General features: G+C 38.5%; 14 protein-coding genes. 2 read left to right on the top strand and 12 right to left on the bottom strand.

The features are described from left to right. Window positions 1–35: 35 nt before the first annotated feature. The 4 genes from ACLGGR_RS12420 to ACLGGR_RS12435 all read right to left on the bottom strand — a co-directional run bounded on the left by ACLGGR_RS12420 (window position 36) and on the right by ACLGGR_RS12435 (window position 3,058). Entirely contained in the window at window positions 36–1,433 is a 1,398-nt protein-coding gene (locus ACLGGR_RS12420; protein WP_410973152.1) for a polysaccharide deacetylase family protein, read from the bottom strand. A 158-nt stretch (window positions 1,434–1,591) separates the two neighbouring features. After that, window positions 1,592–2,146 (bottom strand): delta-aminolevulinic acid dehydratase, encoded by a 555-nt coding sequence (locus tag ACLGGR_RS12425; protein WP_410973153.1) that lies wholly within the window; start codon window positions 2,144–2,146, stop codon window positions 1,592–1,594. Window positions 2,147–2,162: 16 nt separating this feature from the next. Next, the gene (locus ACLGGR_RS12430) at window positions 2,163–2,744 is read right to left on the bottom strand and encodes a GNAT family N-acetyltransferase (protein WP_410973154.1); all 582 of its coding nucleotides are present in this window, start codon (window positions 2,742–2,744) and stop codon (window positions 2,163–2,165) included. A 35-nt stretch (window positions 2,745–2,779) separates the two neighbouring features. Continuing rightward, window positions 2,780–3,058, bottom strand: a complete 279-nt coding sequence (locus ACLGGR_RS12435; RefSeq protein WP_410973155.1) for a spore coat protein — start codon at window positions 3,056–3,058, stop codon at window positions 2,780–2,782. Between the two features lie 224 nt (window positions 3,059–3,282). Here ACLGGR_RS12435 and ACLGGR_RS12440 point away from each other — a divergent pair, with 224 nt between their 5' ends. After that, the gene (locus tag ACLGGR_RS12440) at window positions 3,283–3,504 is read left to right on the top strand and encodes a hypothetical protein (RefSeq protein WP_410973156.1); all 222 of its coding nucleotides are present in this window, start codon (window positions 3,283–3,285) and stop codon (window positions 3,502–3,504) included. Between the two features lie 40 nt (window positions 3,505–3,544). Here ACLGGR_RS12440 and ACLGGR_RS12445 read toward each other — a convergent pair whose 3' ends face one another. The 4 genes from ACLGGR_RS12445 to ACLGGR_RS12460 all read right to left on the bottom strand — a co-directional run bounded on the left by ACLGGR_RS12445 (window position 3,545) and on the right by ACLGGR_RS12460 (window position 8,729). Continuing rightward, window positions 3,545–4,885 (bottom strand): sugar porter family MFS transporter, encoded by a 1,341-nt coding sequence (locus ACLGGR_RS12445; RefSeq protein WP_410973157.1) that lies wholly within the window; start codon window positions 4,883–4,885, stop codon window positions 3,545–3,547. 81 nt (window positions 4,886–4,966) lie between these two features. Then, window positions 4,967–6,388, bottom strand: a complete 1,422-nt coding sequence (gene araA / locus ACLGGR_RS12450; protein WP_410973158.1) for an L-arabinose isomerase — start codon at window positions 6,386–6,388, stop codon at window positions 4,967–4,969. A 17-nt stretch (window positions 6,389–6,405) separates the two neighbouring features. Then, on the bottom strand, window positions 6,406–7,110 hold the full coding sequence (locus tag ACLGGR_RS12455; RefSeq protein WP_410973159.1) for an L-ribulose-5-phosphate 4-epimerase: 705 nt from the start codon (window positions 7,108–7,110) through the stop codon (window positions 6,406–6,408). Next, entirely contained in the window at window positions 7,104–8,729 is a 1,626-nt protein-coding gene (locus tag ACLGGR_RS12460) for a xylulokinase (protein WP_410973160.1), read from the bottom strand. Before ACLGGR_RS12460 ends, ACLGGR_RS12455 begins: the two co-directional genes overlap by 7 nt. Before the next feature lie 272 nt (window positions 8,730–9,001). On the opposite strand from ACLGGR_RS12460, the gene ACLGGR_RS12465 reads away from it, so the two are divergent. Next, on the top strand, window positions 9,002–10,102 hold the full coding sequence (locus ACLGGR_RS12465) for a GntR family transcriptional regulator (protein ID WP_251216485.1): 1,101 nt from the start codon (window positions 9,002–9,004) through the stop codon (window positions 10,100–10,102). Window positions 10,103–10,251: 149 nt separating this feature from the next. On the opposite strand, the gene ACLGGR_RS12470 is transcribed toward ACLGGR_RS12465, so the two are convergent. The 4 genes from ACLGGR_RS12470 to ACLGGR_RS12485 form a co-directional block, all read right to left on the bottom strand. Further along, window positions 10,252–10,977 carry a DsbA family oxidoreductase gene (locus tag ACLGGR_RS12470; RefSeq protein ID WP_142945491.1) on the bottom strand — a complete coding sequence of 242 codons (726 nt, stop codon included), beginning with the start codon at window positions 10,975–10,977 and terminating at the stop codon, window positions 10,252–10,254. Window positions 10,978–11,208: 231 nt separating this feature from the next. Next, window positions 11,209–15,624, bottom strand: a complete 4,416-nt coding sequence (locus ACLGGR_RS12475) for a non-ribosomal peptide synthetase family protein (RefSeq protein WP_410973161.1) — start codon at window positions 15,622–15,624, stop codon at window positions 11,209–11,211. 58 nt (window positions 15,625–15,682) lie between these two features. Continuing rightward, on the bottom strand, window positions 15,683–16,303 hold the full coding sequence (gene yknW / locus ACLGGR_RS12480; RefSeq protein ID WP_410973162.1) for a YknW family membrane protein: 621 nt from the start codon (window positions 16,301–16,303) through the stop codon (window positions 15,683–15,685). A gap of 50 nt (window positions 16,304–16,353) precedes the next feature. Next, the coding region (locus ACLGGR_RS12485) for a non-ribosomal peptide synthetase (protein WP_410973163.1) at window positions 16,354–17,667 on the bottom strand (1,314 nt) is incomplete at its 5' end.

Here is a 17,667-nt window from a genome sequence, read left to right on the forward strand (position 1 = left end):
TCCTCTAAGACTCGCATCTTTTTTAAATATTCAATTCACCTTTTCGCCCGTGCTTCCTTCCACTGCTCAAGCTCTGATACTGTTAGTAATTGATATCCTTGTTTGGACAATTCCTTGATGATCGTGACAGCTGCGTTTGCAGAGGTGTCATAGATGTCGTGCATTAAGACGGTTTCTCCGCTAGACGCATGTGTGAGAATGTAGCTCGCAACGTATTGGCTGTTGCGATATTTCCAATCTTCGGGATCTACATCCCAAAGCGTAACTTTCATGTTGACAGCCTCGTTGATCTGCCCGTTTGTTCCACCATATGGCGGTCTAAAGTGAGTCGGTGTGAATCCGCCAGCTTTTTCAATGATTTGCTGTGTATCTTCTACTTGTTTGATGGCTTGTTTTAACGGAAGTCTTGTGAGTAAAGGGTGGTTATAAGTATGATTTCCGATTTCATTTCCACCTTTTCTGATCTCACCTAGCATATCGGGATAATATTGAACCCTGCTTCCTAATACAAAAAATGTCGCATGTCCTTTGTTTTCTTTTAAAGCTGTTAAGATTTTTGAGGTCGTTGATGGATTTGGTCCATCATCAAATGTAAGGGCAATGGCTTTTTGATTTGGGTTGAATACTTTCTGTTTTGGCAATTTTTCGATCTTTCTTTTTGCAATCGGTTCTTTTTTCTCGTTTTTGTTCTTTTCTTTATTGATGTATTCTGGCTTTAACATTCCTTTAAGCAGTGTTTTCTTAATCGCCAGCACTTGAGGGCCTTTCTTGTCTGGTGCAATTTGCCCTGCTGGAAAATAAAATTCAATAAAACGATCTTTGATGGCAAAATACTGATAATGCTCTGCCTTAGGAGACGTTCCTTGTTTGAGCAAATGCTCGTTTTCAGCAAGAGAGCGATCTTTTTTTAACTCCTCAAATGTCATTTGAGACAGTTTTTGCAGACTTTTTTTCTTTGATAAAAATAGATCATCTATTGATAAAAACTGCTGTTTCTTGAAATCAAAATTGAATATCTTCGTTTCATGTGCGCCTTTTACTCCGCCTTTCCATTCATATGTATTGAATTTGATCGCAGCGGTTTGTTTGGCATAATGAGTAATTTTGTAATCTATGTTTAATTCGTATCGATGATCTTCATCGACATCACTTGCTTCACTAAACGATGTTTTGAATTTGTCCAGCGCTGTTTCTGCAAATCTTTTCATCTCTTGGTCTAGCTTTTTTTGATGAAACACAGGATAGTTCACAGCATATCTCAAGTATCTCCCGTCATTCACGAGGGTCACAATTTCAACTTCTTTATAGCTCGCATCTGGTTCTACCTTCTTCTTCTCTGTCCCGCTTGCCTGCTGATTATGATAAAACGCAGCGATTCCGATGATCATCGCAAGTCCGCATAGGACGAGACTGACTTTCCATTTCATTGACACAATGATTCTCCTCTCGTGATGCCGTCATGCCTGAATGACGTGTGTTTGTAGGATAGACTTTGCATGCCCCCTTTTTAGTTTGCAAATCACATAATCGTCACATTTTCGACACATTTTTAGAGAGGATAAAAAAAGGACTTGATTTCTCAGTCCTTTGATTACTTTTGCATATATAGTTGAAATAATTTCGTTTCTTCATCAATGGAACGCGCTCGATCAAATGCCGCTCTGACCGTCTTTGTATTATTCATGAGCTCGTACAGCATGGTCAGCACAAAGATAAATGCTGCATTCCCATCGATGTAATCGTCTGGTGCCGTATATGATGTAGCCCCTGCATCTAAGAAAGCATCTGCTAGATTTTTCTCTCCTAGTGTGCAGCCTGTAGAGATGACATGAACTCCTTCTAAAAAGGCATACTGCTTGATTTCATCCGCTCCAAAAGCAGTATCATTAGGCTCCTCATCTTCGTATACATCTTCCCCTAATTCAGGCATGATAAATGCTCCCTCTTCACCGTGAAACGATAAAAGAAGGTAATCTATTTCTCCTCTATTTCTACCAGATAACACATGAATCAGGTCATTCGGTCTTCCAATCCAATGCATATCGACTTTCGCGCCGAAGTTTTCAAGTGCTGCACGCAGTGCAAAAGATTCCAGCTCACTATTGGGTCCTGCTGCTAATGTGATGCGCATGGCTTGTTGATCCACTTCTATCTCCTCCAGACTATGATAAAAATAAAACCATTTTTTCCTCATCTGCATATGTATCAGCCCATTTTAGCGCTTTTTCTTCGACAGCGTACGACTCAAATCCAAAAGAGCGATAGAGGCGTTTGGCTGAGTGATTCGTTGTCACCACCGATAAATACATTTGCTCGATATCCTGCCGTTCTCGCGCAAAGGAAAGAGCTTTCGTCATCAAGTCCTGGCCTGCTCCTTCTCGGCGGGCACTAGATGTTACATACATCGCTGTCAGATTCGCTCGGTGCTTTAACTTCTGCAAGGTTTCTTGGATGAGCGTGACTGCCCCCACAAGCTGTCCTTGATGAAAGGCGCCAAATGTCCACATAGAATTCGCCGAAGCAAAACGCGCTTTATATTTGTCCTTTGTATTGATTTGCTCTTCCTCATAGCTCATCGCAAAGCCCTCTGGATTTAATCGCAGTGCTTCTAATCTGAGTGATGCATATTCTTCAGCATCATCTGGTGTTAACAATCGAATATTCAGAAAATCGCCTCCAAAAGAATAATGGATACTTCTAATTTTATCTTGAAAAGAACTTTGGATCAAAATTTTATTCTTCAATATAAAAAGGCATCCCCTAAAAGGATGCCCCTCCATTACCACTTACAGCGCTTCACCAGACGACAGCAAGGGTTTTTGATATCACTACCGCAATCGTATTCTTCTACAATACACTCGTTATGAGTCGATTCAGTGACAGGATAGTAGTTTTCTATTCTTTTGATGTTTTTATTGACGTTTGTGATATGCGTTGGATGAATTTTTCTGATCGTTTGTTCATTCGTTCTTGTATTGACAATTTGACGTGTGGGGAAAACAACCGTTTCTTCTCTGCGAGATCCAAAGAAGAAATCATCTAATCGATTTCGGCTCATATTAACACCCCTTCAAGTTGTCTTTCACTTACACTCTATCGTATGTAGGAGGCACCTTTCGTGATTAGATGCTTGTCTATTTTTTAAAAAATCCACTATTGACCTCGTTTTCTCTTTCTTTACAAAAGGGTAATTTTAACATATTATACAATATATATATTGCACGAATATAAGGTGAACTGCGAGACTGCTCCAAAATTTTTCCACTCATCATCAAATAAGAGATGAACGATTTGATCAACACGACACAGCCATTCGAACGAAACAAGCTAGACATTGCACTTGAACTAACTCAATTACATCTGAATCAATATCAAACAAATCATCCTGATCAGCTGAGTGAAATTTACGCGAAATATTATGCGCTGCTTGAAGTGCTGGATTTGTCTTCCTATGATCAATTGATTGATTTACTGCCAGATGAGCTTAAACAGACACTTGAGTAAAAAACCATCTACCCACACGGGATAGATGGTTTTCTTTGATTTATACACGTGCAGCCATATCGGTTTCGATTTGCTCTAAGCTTCTTCCCTTTGTCTCGACTAGCACAAATCGGGTGAATAATAGTCCGATTAAGCAGATGACTCCGAATGAGGAGAAAATGACCCCAAAGCTGAATTGATCTGCCAGGATAGGGAAAACGAGTCCAACTGCTAACGATCCGGTCCAGTTAAAGGCAGAAGAAATACCTGCTCCGATGCCTCTGACAGAAAGCGGGAAGATTTCGCCAATGATGATCCAGGTGATCGGTGCCCACGAGAAGGCATAGCACAAAATAAAGCAGCAAAGTGAAATCAATGTCACCCAGTTTAAAATTCCTTCACTGACGCCAAGTGCACCTAATGCGGCGGGAGCAAAGAAAGAAAGGGCCATGCCCGATCCCCCTACGGTGAGAATCGTTCGGCGGTCAAAGCGGTCAACAAATTGTAAAAAGATCACGGTCGTGACAACAAAAATGACACCTACGATGACTGTGAAACCTGCGGCGACCTGCGGCGCAAGACCAACATTCCGAGCAATACTTGTTGCATAATAGACAATAGAGTTCGCGCCTTGAATTTGCTGAAGGGTCGCCATCCCAACCCCAATGAAAAGAGCCATTCTGAATTTCTTTTGAAACAATTCACGAATACCCGAACGTTCTTCTTTGGCCACTTCTAAAATCTCCTGCATTTCTGATTCGATTTCTTCACGGGACGAACGCAGTGATCCTAATACTTCCCGTGCTTTATGAGCCATTCCGTGTTTAATCAAATATCTCGGAGATTCAGGAAGCTTCAGCATACCAATATAAAGCACGATCGCAAATAAAGCGGCACTTCCCAGCATCCAGCGCCAGCTGTCCGGGATGGGCTCAAATACAAAAGCGACAATATAACTGAGCAATAGACCAGTGACAATCATGAGCTGATTGAGTCCAGATAATTTCCCGCGGATTTTAGCAGGAGCGATTTCAGACATATAAGCCGGAACCAAAGATGAGGCTGTTCCTACCGCTGTCCCTAAAAAGATTCGAGCGATGGTGAGTGAAACCTCTTCTGGTGCAATAGCTGATCCGATAGCCCCAACAAAAAAGATAACGGATGAGACCAAAATGAGCTTTCTGCGGCCAAATTTATCCCCTAAGAGACCGCTTAAGATGGAGCCAATGATGGCCCCGCCCATTAATGAAGAGACAACAATTCCAAGCCATAATGGGCTGAGCTGAAATTCTTCCTGAATATGTCCTTCTGCCCCTGCAATAATCCCAATATCATATCCAAATAAGATGCCTGCAAAGGACCCGAAAAAGAAGATAAATTTGCTTGACACTTTTTTCTCCAAGTGGATGACCCCCTCACTTAATTAACCGCTTTCATTTCATCCCGTGCTTCTACTGTAAACAGCAGAAGACCTTTCCCCCTTCTATAAAACCACATATTCCGCATTGACAAGCTTTGCAAAGTGAACAATTTGGTCAACCGTTAAATTGAGAGATACAACTGTATGATGGCCCCCGCCTTGCTTAATCCAAGCTTTGACGCCATCCTGAAAATTCGGTTTGATTTTCCACAATACACGCGCAACTGGTAAATGAGGTGCTGCTTCCTCTGGCTCAAAGGCTTCGACTTCTTGTATCAGCCATTTGAAATGTGTTCCAAAATCCGCTATGGAGACAACAACTCCCTCGCCTGCTTTGCCATCAAACACAAGACGCGCTGGATCTTCCCGGTTTCCGATTCCAAGTGGAGACACGACTATGACGGGTTTCGTATGGGCGAGCGCTGGATCTACTTCCAGCATATGAGATTGCAGCACCGCTTCCTGTCCAGACGTCATTTCATACGTGTAGTCCTCCATAAATCCAGTGGATTGATGATGACTCATCACCTTTAATAAGCGGTCCAGTGCGGCCGTTTTCCAATCGCCTTCCCCAGCAAAGCCGTATCCCTTTGCCATCAGCCGCTGTACCGCAAGCCCTGGCAGCTGCTTCATCCCATGTAAATCTTCAAAGTTTGTTGTAAAGGCATTATAGCCGCCTTCATCTAAGAAACGTTTGATGGCGATCTCATATCGCGCCTGCACCTTGACACTTTTTTCCCATTCTTCAACTGAATACGTTCCATAATTTACATCATATTGCGTTAAATACTCAGCAAATAATGCATCTACCTCTTCGTCTTCTACTGCATTTACATATTCGACGAGATCGCCTATTCCAAAGTAATCAACGGTCCATCCTAATTGAATCTGCGCTTCGATTTTATCGCCTTCTGTCACGGCTACATGCCGCATGTTGTCACCAAACCGGGCTACTTTGATGTGAAAGCTCTCATGATAGGCAGCCGCAACGTCCATCCAATCAGCAATTTGCTGCTGCACTTCAGGCTTTGACCAATGACCGGTCACAATTTGGTTTTGTTTATTTAAACGTGCATTGATATAGCCATATTCTCTGTCTCCATGTGCGGATTGATGGAGATTCATATAATCCATGTCGATCGTGTCCCACGGAATCTTTTCATAATATTGTGTGACAAGATGCAAAAGAGGCTTTTGCAAAAGGCTGGTGCCGCGTATCCACATTTTTGCTGGAGAAAAAGTATGCATCCACGTCATCACGCCGACAACTTCATCGCGATAATTAACCTCTTTCATAAGCTTTGTGATTTGATCGGCACTGACAGCCAGTTCCTGCAAGATCACTGGATAAGGAAGTAAACCGCTCTCATTTAAAGCATCCGTCATCTTTTGTGCATCTGCTTTTACTTTTTTCAGTGCTTCATCACCATATAAATGTTGTGACCCAACGATAAACCAAAACTCTTTTTTCAGGCTTGTTAACATAGATATCCCTCGTTTCTTTATCTTGAAGGTTTTTGTCCGTAATACGCATGCTTTCCATGTTTTCTTAAGTAATGTTTATCTAAAATTCGCTGCGGCAATGGCTCTGCAAATTCGTTCAATTGCTTGGCAAAAAGGTTCATCTTGGCGACTTCATCTAAAATCACACTGTTTGTGACCGCATTTTTAGCATCCTTCCCCCATGTAAATGGACCATGCCCTTGAAGCAATACACCCGGCACCGCCATCACATCTAGGTTTCTTTTCTCAAACGTTTCGATGATCAGCTTGCCCGTTTCTACCTCATAACCCCGATTGACTTCTTCTTCTGTTAGAAAACGAGCGCACGGAACGGCGCCGTAAAATGTATCGGCATGCGTTGTGCCCATTGCTGGTAAATCAAGACCTGCCTGCGCCCAAACGGTTGCCCACATAGAATGGCTATGTGAAATGCCGCCAATTTCCTCAAAGTGTTTGTAAAGAACTGCATGTGTAGCTGTATCTGACGAAGGGCTGAATTCCCCTTCCACCACTTCACCGTCAAAGTTCACCACGACCATATCTTTTGCTGATAGTTGGTCATACGCTATGCCGCTCGGCTTAATCACAAACAAACCACTGTCACGATCACATGCACTGACATTTCCCCATGTAAATTTCACAAGTCCGTATTTTGGCAAATCTAAATTTGCTTGATACACTTCTTCTTTTAAGCGATCTAGCATACCGTCGTCACTCCTTTCTTTGGCATGAGATGCGCTACTGCCGCTTCTTCAATCGCAAGACCTTTTTGATAGCGCTTTAAAAATTCGTCAAAGCCTTTGACATCGAGTGGATCAGGCTCCATGAGCTCTTCTGATGTATGGGCAAATACTCGATGAGTGAGAAATTCAGCCAATGTTTGCTGCTGATGATGGACCATATATGAAGCAAGGACAGCCATCCCAAACGCACCGCCTTCTCCCGCTGTTGAAACGACTGATACAGGTGTATTCAGCGCTGCGGCAACCATTTTTTGTCCAACGAGCGGTGTTTTAAATAATCCGCCATGCCCTAGTAAGCGGTCAATCACTACATGTTCTTGTTCCTTTAACCGGTCCATGCCTATTTTCATCGCACCAAAAGCGGAGAACAAATGGGTTCGCATGAAATTAGCGAGGGTAAAGCGACTTTCAGGAGACCTGACAAAAAGAGGTCTTCCTTCTGGCAATCTCGTAATATTTTCACCAGAGTAATAGCCATAGCTTAAGAGTCCGCCGCCATCTCGATCTGCTTCTAAAGCTTGCTGCAATAAGGATTCGTATAACCTTTTTGACTCCACTTGCAGGCCAAGTGCTTCAAATGCCTCTCTGAATATATTTATCCAAGCGTTTAGGTCACTTGTACAGTTATTCGCATGAACCATTGCAACTGGCAGTCCATCCGGCGTTGTGACAAGATCCACTTCTGGATACACACCTTTTAGATCCTGCTCCAGCACAATCATGGCAAAAACCGACGTCCCAACAGAAATATTCCCGGTCCGTCTTTCTACACTGTTTGTCGCCACCATTCCCGTTCCAGCGTCACCTTCCGGCGGACAAAATGGAATGCCTGGCTGCAAATGTTTTCCTTGATCTAAAATGGCTGCCCCTGCTGCCGTTAACACGCCTGCCTCTTCGCCTGCTAAATAGACACGCGGCAGGAGGTGGCGAAGCTTCCACGGATAGCCTTTTTCTACAATCAATGCTTCAAATTGCTGGAGCATTTCTTCATTGTAGTCCTTCGTTTGTTCATCAATCGGAAACATCCCTGACGCATCGCCAATACCAATGGCCTGCTTTCCGGTTAACAGCCAGTGAATATATCCTGACAAAGTGGTCATATATTCTAATCGGGATAGATGTTTTTCCTCTTCTAATACCGCTTGATACAAATGGGCAATGCTCCATCTTTCTGGAATATGAAATTGAAATACATCTGTCAGCTTTTGACTCGCCTCGATGGTCTTTGCATTCCGCCATGTTCGGAACGGAACGAGAACCTCTCCTGTATGATCACATGCCACATAGCCATGCATCATCGCTGATACCCCGATTGAGCCAATGGTTTGAATGGTCACACCATACTTTTGCTCGGCCTGTTCTTTCATCTCTCGATACGCCACTTGCAGACCTGTAATGATATCAATTAAGTTGTACGTCCATATTCCATCCTCAAGAAAACTTTCCCATTCATATGCACCTTGTGCAATTGGCTGAAATTCCTCATCTATTAAAATTGCTTTAATTCGTGTTGAACCAAATTCAATGCCTAAAGATGTCCGTCCTTCTTTCAAGGCTTTGGCCGTCTCTTTGTGATTCAATCTGCGTTCACCCCCATTTTGATAGCGGTTTCAATTTTCATTTTCTAGATTCATTGATTCTCTGGTACAATCACAATATAATATTTGTACGTACATATGTCAATAATAAATATAGTTGTACATACACAATGTGACAAAAACCTGCATTTTCTCTGAAGGGATCATGATAGAAAAGGAAAGCGCCTGTTTTTGATTCGACAACCATGTTAAAATATGTCCATACAATTTCTTCTCAATCCGAGTAGATGATCAACTGAGAAAGAAGTGAAACAATGAAAAAGAAGTACCAGATCATTATTGATGATATAAAAAGTAAAATACTCACAGGGGATTATCGGATCGGGGAGCGTATTCCAACCGAATCAAGCCTGCAAGACATGTATCAAGTGAGCAGACATACAGTTCGAAAAGCCATCTTGGAATTGTCCAGCGAAGGATTTTTGCGCAGCGAAAAAGGTTCAGGCACATTTGTAACCAATCAATATCAAACAAAGCCTGCGGGACATGCACATATGAAAACGATTGGGGTCATTACAACATACATATCCGATTACATTTTCCCTTCTATCATTCGAGGCATTGAAAGCCGATTAAACGAAGAGAACTATTCTTTATTACTGGCAAGCACAAATAACGATGTTGAACAGGAGAAAAAAGCGCTGGAAATGATGCTGTCGTTTGGTGTGGACGGACTTATTGTCGAGCCGACGAAAAGCAATTTATATAACCCAAACATCTCGTACTATCTGTCCTTTAAAGAACAGGATGTACCGCTTATTATGATCAATGCTTATTATGAGCAGTTAGAGGTTCCTTTTCTCTGTTTGGATGATGTGAAGTCCAGCTATTTAGCCACAAAAGAGCTGATCACCTCTGGACATCAGCAAATTGGGCTTATTTCAAAAACAGATGATTTACAGGGGAAATATCGGATGAAGGGCTATATTCAAGCGCTAGGTGAAGCGAAGCTTAATTTCCTGCCTGAGCATGTGCTCTTTTTCGATACAGAATCGAAGCAGCATTTGGGGGAGCAAATTAACACATTCCTGATGGCGCACAGACATGAGCTGACCGCCCTTGTTTGCTATAACGATGAGGTGGGATTAGAAGTCGCCAATGTATGCAGCGAAATCGGTCTGTCCATTCCAGATGATCTCTCGATTATTGGACAGGATAATTCGTATATTGCCCAGAAAAATGCCCATGTGAAGCTGACAACACTGACCCATCCTCAGGAGCAAATGGGCCGGGATGCAGCTGACTGGATGATTAAAAAAGTTCAAGGAAAAAAGAATCTCCCTGATCAAACGTTTTACGAGCCTGAATTAGTTCCAGGTGAAACGATTAAACAAATGAATGCAAGAAAAAAATGAGCCCTTCCCGCAGGAGGCTCATTTTATTTTAGATTCCAGCATAAGACGTGAATGGGTCGGATCCCTGAAATGAAAGACATGTGTTTCCCCTCATCCATCATGAATCAAGAAAAAATCCCTATCCTATAAAAAGATAGGGAACTTGCCTATTACGCCTCTTCTTTAGGAGATGGCACAGCGCATACGCCATCTGCACATGCCGCTTCAAAAGAATTAGCAGCCGCTTTTTCAGCTTGAGCTGCTTCCTCTGTCCAAGCTGTTTCAAGTGCACGCAGGAACGTATCTGCTGGCTGTGCACCAGCAACCGAATATTTATCATTGATCAAGAAAAAAGGCACAGCAGAAATTCCGAGCTGTCTTGCTTCTTTTTCGTCTTCTCGCACATCATCTGCAAATTCTTTTCCGTCTAGCACCTTCTGTACTTCGTTCTGATCAAGACCTGCTTTTTCTGCAATATCTAAAAGGGTTTGGCGATCACCAACATGCTTTCCATCTGTAAAATACGCTTGAAACAGTTCTCCCATGACGAAATCGCCTTTCCCCATTTGACCAGCATATTGCGCCAATCGATGAGCATCAAAGGTGTTTGTCAACACGAGCGGATCAAATTGAAAATCGATTCCTTTCTCTTTGCCGGCCTGCTTCACTTGCTCATTCATCGCCATTGCCTGGCTGCGGCTCATACCATATTTTTTGACAAGCATATCATGGACATCATAATCGACTTGAGCAGGTGCATGTGGATCAAGCTCAAAGCTTTTAAACTCTATCTCTACCTGTTCCTTCTCTGGGAATTGTTCAAGTGCTGTTTCCAGCTGTTTTTTTCCTATATAACAAAAAGGACAGGCAATATCTGACCAGATTTGTACTTTCATCTTCATCTTCCTTCCGTGTTTACGCTTTTTCTTTAACGATGTAACTATTATAGTTACATCTATTCACTTATGTCAAGATAATGTACGCCATTTAGACGAAAAAAGCCTTTCCTTCTAGGTAAGGAAAGGTCATATCAATCATGAAATTCATATTGTATCACTTTTTTAAAATAGGGCTTCTAGAAAAGAAGAAATGTTGTCTTTTTCTGTATCTCAAATGTTGAAACATTGTCACCTATTGATTGTTTTATCCCCATTTGATGGAATCTCTGTAAAATAATTATTTCTTATGAAATAACCCAAAATTCTTTTGAAAATATAAACATCTACTTTAGGCAAATGCATAGAAATTTTTTGCAGGATTTCATTTGTCTGATCACTATCGAAAATTACAGTACCTTTATCTGATTTTGAATCCATTAAAAAACTGCCGAGTGCTTCAATAGATCCTTCTTTTTCTTTATTGATTGTATCTAACCATTTTTTCATACTCTTTCTTTTCAATTTAAATCCTTCTTTTTCTATAACTGTAATAACATCATCAAAACCAAGCGATTCCGGATTATATATATGGAAATTACCACCCATTTCTTCAGAAATAGATATTTTTACAATTGATTTACTTGCATAATTCACTGGCACTAAATTCAATTTCCCTAACTCTGTGGGTGCCATCTTCATCTCAATACACCCTGCAATAATTCTCCATATCAGATCATTTTTTTGACATGCACCTGTTTGAAGATCTCCTGTTAACCGACCACAGCGATAAATTGATACAGGTATACCACGTTTGCGTGCAATTTGAATTATATTTTCTGCAACCCACTTACTCTCTGTGTATCCAATAGATCCCCCTAGATGCTCAGGGGTTGGCATATGTTCTTCATTTATAAATTTTGTGCTGCCCTCTTCAGAATTAGAAAAAACATATATTGTAGAGATAAAATGAACTGGTTTAATTTTTTTAAGACAGGCTAGCCTTAGAATTTCTTCCGTACCTAAAACATTTGATTTCTTTAAAGCATCGTACGGATAAATAAAATTAACAAGCGCTCCATTATGGTAAATAACACTAATATCACTTGCCAATTTGAGAAATTTTTCTTCCGTTAGCCCAAATAATGGCCTAGATAAATCACCTACAATTGGAATAATACGATCTTTAAATTTTTCATTCCAAATTTCATACTTCTTTAATGCATTTTGAATACGCAAAAAACCGGACTCTGTTGAATTGGCGCGCACTAAACAATAAATTTTTGCAGAACTCATCTTTAGTAGATCACGTAACAAAAAAGCACCTAAGAAACCGGTTGCACCTGTTAAAAAAACATTATCTATGTAAGAAGTATCTTTATTTTCAAATGGCTCAGTTGGTTGTATAGATGAATCTAATGAGATTTCATTCAATAGATACTCTAATTGATGTTTTTCCAACTCTTCCTCACCAATTACATTTAAGCTTTCAATATTTTCTGCCATACCTGCTATTGTAGGATACTCAAATAAAATGCGGAGTGGAATATGGATGTTAAACTCTTCACGTAATTTAAAAATAAGTTTATTTGCACTCAATGAATGTCCACCAATCTCGAAGAAGTCATCATAAATAGATATCTTATTTTCGCCCAAAACATCTTTCCAATGGTGTAGTATTACTTTTTCTTTATTGTTTCTCGGTGGTGTATAACCGTTGATGAATGTTTTTTCTATTTCTCTAGGAAGAGGCAATGCTTTTTTATTCAATTTCCCATTCGGAGTGATTGGGATAGAATCTAATTTTATTAAATAAGAAGGTACCATATAATTAGGCAAAAATTTCGAAACATAATCTTTGAGTTCTATTGAGGTAATATTGCTACCTTTCTTTTCAATATAATAACCTATTAAAATATTTTCCTCTTGATGGTCTTCATTTGTTAAAATGATTATCTCCTCAATCGATTCATTTTTTCTGATAGCTGCTTCAATTTCTCCTAATTCAATACGATATCCACGAACCTTAACTTGGTCATCCTCCCTTCCAATAAATTGAATTTCCCCATTTGGAAGAAGCTTAGCCAAATCACCCGTTTTATACATCAAATCCTTATTTTTAAAATGATCTTTAAAAAATCGCTGTTTTGTTAATTCTGGTTTATTTAAATAACCTCGAGCTACACCGTCGCCAGATATAAATAAATCACCGACTACACCTATTGGCTGTAATTGTAGGGAAGAATTTAAAATATACATTTGAGTATTTGAAATTGGCTTTCCTATAGAAATATTACCATGGGTAACATCTTTAATCGATGACCAAATTGTAGTTTCGGTCGGCCCATACATATTGAAAATTTGAGCGTTTGAGTTGCGTCGCAATCCTTCCAATAACTCTTTAGTTAGAGCTTCTCCTCCCACCATTATTTCCGAAAGATTCATTAAACTAGAAGCTAAAGATTTATTTTGTAAGAACAATCTATATCGAGAAGGAGTAGTTTGCATCATTTTTACATCATATTTTTTTATAAGATTTGTTAATGATTCTGCATCAGAAAGTTCTTTTTCACTTGCTAAAATTATATGCTGACCTATAGTTAAAGGTAATAATATCTCTAACATAAAAATATCAAAGGATATTGTTGTTACTGCTAAAATAGGTTTATTTCTTTTAAAGTTGACAACTTGTGACACTGCATTAATAAAGTTATTTAATGACTTATGTTCCACCATAACTCCTTTGGGATTTCCAGTAGATCCTGAAGTATATATCACATAGGCTAATTGGTTTTCATTAATTAAATTAATTGATGCTTCTTTATTTTCCTTTTTTATTAATTCAGATTCTTCATCTAGATAAATAACTTTACTATTATCAAATGCAAAATATTCACTAAACTGTTTATTGGTTATAGTTAAGGATGTTCCTGAATCTTCTATAATATATCTTATTCTTTCTTTTGGAAATGATGGATCTATTGGGACAAAGCAACCTCCAGCTTTAAGAATTCCTAGAATACAAATTACCATGTTAATCGATCTTTCAACACATACTCCTACAATATCTTCTGAACCCACGCCACATTTTTTCAAATAATTAGCAAATTTGTTTGCATTTTCATTCAAATCTTTATACGTTATTAATTGGTTATCAAATGAAATTGCAATTTGTTTAGGAAATAAATTTGCTTGATCTGTGAATAACTCTAAAAATGATTGATTAGCTGAACTAGATAAATCACTTTTATTATAGATATCATTTTTCGGCATCAGATCTTTTTGAACTAGAGATATACTGTTTATTGGCACTTCTATCGAATTTACGATTTCATTTAAAATGTTTTCAAAATGTTTCATCATTTGAATAATCGTACTTTTCTCAAATAAATCTTTATTATATTCACATGTACAAATAAGCCCTTTTTTTGATTCACTCATTGTTAGACTCAAATCAAACTTTGACATAGTCGAATTGACTTCAATATCCAGAGGCTCGATTCTTATATCATCCATTGAGAGATAACCAAGTTGAATATTTTGCAAAGTAAACATAACTTGGATTAGAGGCGAGTGGCTTAAGCTTCTTTTTATTTGCAATTTTTCAACTAGCTTCTCAAACGGGATCTCTCGATTTGAAAATGCTTCAAGAGAAGTTTTGTTTACACGATTTAATAGTTGTTTAAATGTAAGCTCCCCTGACACATTTGTACGAAAGACTAGGGTATTAATAAAACACCCTATTAGTTCTTCAGTTTCAGGTATATCTCGACCTGCAACTGGACTTCCGATTACTATATCTTCTTGGCCTGTATATCGAAACAACAATAATTTGAAACCAGTTAATAAAGTCATAAATAACGTGACTCCTTCTTTTTTACTGATTTCATTTAATTTGTTCATTAAATTAACGGGCAAATTAATTGTATGCATCCCTCCTCTATATGTTTGTACGGCTGGTCTTGAATGATCTATAGGAAGTGAAATTAGTGGTTTGATCCCCCTTAATTTATTTTTCCAATAAGTAATTTTCTTTTCAAACATCTCCTCATTTAGATATTTATGTTGCCAGACTGCGTAATCTGCATACTGTATAGAGAGATGAGGAAGGCTTAATTGTTTTCCTTTTTTTAAAGTGATATAATTCTGCTGTAATTTTTGCATGATAATACTAAGCGACCATCCATCTGAAATAATATGATGCATATTCAAGAGAAAAACATAATTATTTTTCTCTTTTTGAATTAATGTTGCACGAATTAGTGGACCTTTTGTTAAATCAAATGGTTTATTAAATTTTTTATTAATTAGACGTTTTACTTCATCCTCTTTATTATTGAAACAACTTAAATCCTTAAAATCGATATTCCAATTTACACTATCACTAATAACTTGACATATCTCACCATTCACTTCTTTAAAAGTTGTCCTTAATATCTCGTGTTGTTTAATGATACTAATTAAACTATTCTCCCACAAATCAATGCAAAGTTCCCCTTTAATATTTAATAAAAGTGGAAGGTTATATAATGAACTGTTAGGAACTAGTTGATCCAAAAACCAAATGCGCTGTTGAGCATATGAAAGTGGCATTATTTCTTCTTGGATAAATTGAACAGAATCAGCTCTCTCTTCTTGACTTTGATTTTCTGTGTTTTTGTTATTCATATCTTCCCAACTCCTCTCCTGTAATAATTGATTAACGTTATATATTTTTTCACTCTATTCATTGAGAACTTAATATCCACTCAAACACAGTGAAAATTGCAAATAAAAGTAAAGAAGATATCCAAGAAGCTTTCTTTGAAAGACCTGATACTTGTCGAAAACCTATTGCAAACAACACAAATGACCATATGGTGAATAACTCTATTTTTTTAAGTAGATTTTCTATTGGTGGGGATGAGTTAATAAAACTATTTAAAGAGGTTATTTGCATATATGGACTAGTTTGAAAAACTATTATGATAATCGTGTTAACAATATCGCCTATAACGCCTATTAAGCTTATATATATAAACATCGATAGCATTTGGCGATAATTACTCTGTCCCTTAAAAATTTTAGATATGAAAAACATAATAGATGGTGCTATGAAAATAAATATAATTAATCCAGCAAGAACTAATACCATAAAAGGTATTAGTTCTTCTATATCTTTAGTTTCATTATCTGAATATGAAATTCGAAAATATAGAGATACAAGATTCAAGATAATTATTATATTCAAAGGCCACCAGACAGTAGGTCTTTTTCTTATTTCATTTAATTGTACGGTTGGATGTGTAATCATTTTTAAAAGTGATGGTTTTTGTGTTCTCTCAATTTCATTAACTTTCTTTTTCATATTATTTCCTCTCAATAAATTGTTTTTGGCTTCAACCAACTAATTCTTTTTTAAGTGCTTCTTTGATGAGATGAGCTAGGATAATACTTCTTACGTTCCACACGTTCAATTGTTGGAAGATATGTCTTTTCGTCTGTCTTTTGAACGTATTCTGATAACTCTTTAATTGTTGGGCGTGAGAAGATTTCGTTAATTGGTACTTGTACTTGAAACTGTTTTGAAATACGCGACACCAACATCATGGCTTTTAAAGAATGACCACCAAGTTCGAAGAAGTTCGCATGAATACTAATTTGATCGGTTTCAAGTATTTCTCTCCACATCTTTTCGATACTTTTCTCAATTTCATTTGTCGGTGCCACATACCCCTCTACTGATTGTATTTCTGGTAAAGGTAAGACCTTTCGGTCCAGCTTCCCATTTGAAGTGAGAGGCATTTTTTCCATCTCAATGATATGAGTTGGCACCATATAATGGGGCAGTGATTGTTTGAGATACTTACGTAAATCATTCATAGTGTCTCCATCATCAACTATTACATAAGCACACAAGTAATCTGTTTGAATAACCACAACTGCTTCTTTAACATTTGGATATTCTAGAAGACAATGTTCAATCTCACTTGGTTCGATACGGTACCCTCGAATATTAATCTGATCATCTATTCTTCCTACATAGTCTATTGAACCATCTGGAAGCCAGCGAGCCAGGTCACCTGTTCTATACATTTTTTCTCCTGGAATGAAAGGGTTTCTTACAAATTTTTCTTTCGTCAGCTCTGGTAAGTTCCAATAGCCACGTGCTAATCCTTCTCCTCCAATACACAGTTCACCAGGTATGCCTATCGGTTGAACTTGATCATCTTGATTCAAAATATAAACCTTTTTGTTTGGAAATACCTTTCCAATCGTAGGCTTCTCCATGTCAGGAGTACATACCCCCGCTGTGCTTCCGATTGTCGCCTCTGTTGGGCCGTAACCATTGACTAAGATACGCTCTTTTCCCCATACTTTGACTATATCTGATGTACATGCTTCTCCCATTGTAATAATTGTCTTTAAATCTGGTAATTCTTCATACGGTGTTACCCTCAATACGGAAGGAGGGAAAAAGGCAGTAGTAATGGCTTGATCCTTTAACCACTTTGTAAACTTATCCCCCGAAAGAAACAATTCTTTTTTACCTAAATAAAGGGTCGCTCCACTTAAAAGAGTAGGGAAGATTTCACCTACTGCGGCATCAAAACTAAAAGAGGCAAATTGTAACACACGGCTGCCTGATGAAATACCAAAAGTCTCACCCATTAAACAAAAGTTGCTTACACTTTTATGTTCCACCATAACCCCTTTAGGTTTTCCAGTAGT

It is taken from the genome of Bacillus sp. BD48 (assembly GCF_046566805.1).
In the GTDB taxonomy this organism is placed as follows: Bacteria; Bacillota; Bacilli; order Bacillales; family Bacillaceae; genus Bacillus; species Bacillus safensis.

Coding starts and splice junctions, on each gene's coding strand:
- araA (WP_410973158.1), bottom strand. CDS start 6,388: ATGTTAACAAGCCTGAAAAAAGAGTTTTGGTTTATCGTTGGGTCACAA.
- ACLGGR_RS12465 (WP_251216485.1), top strand. CDS start 9,002: ATGAAAAAGAAGTACCAGATCATTATTGATGATATAAAAAGTAAAATA.
- ACLGGR_RS12470 (WP_142945491.1), bottom strand. CDS start 10,977: ATGAAAGTACAAATCTGGTCAGATATTGCCTGTCCTTTTTGTTATATA.
- ACLGGR_RS12435 (WP_410973155.1), bottom strand. CDS start 3,058: ATGAGCCGAAATCGATTAGATGATTTCTTCTTTGGATCTCGCAGAGAA.
- ACLGGR_RS12440 (WP_410973156.1), top strand. CDS start 3,283: ATGAACGATTTGATCAACACGACACAGCCATTCGAACGAAACAAGCTA.
- yknW (WP_410973162.1), bottom strand. CDS start 16,303: ATGAAAAAGAAAGTTAATGAAATTGAGAGAACACAAAAACCATCACTT.
- ACLGGR_RS12455 (WP_410973159.1), bottom strand. CDS start 7,110: ATGCTAGATCGCTTAAAAGAAGAAGTGTATCAAGCAAATTTAGATTTG.
- ACLGGR_RS12475 (WP_410973161.1), bottom strand. CDS start 15,624: ATGAATAACAAAAACACAGAAAATCAAAGTCAAGAAGAGAGAGCTGAT.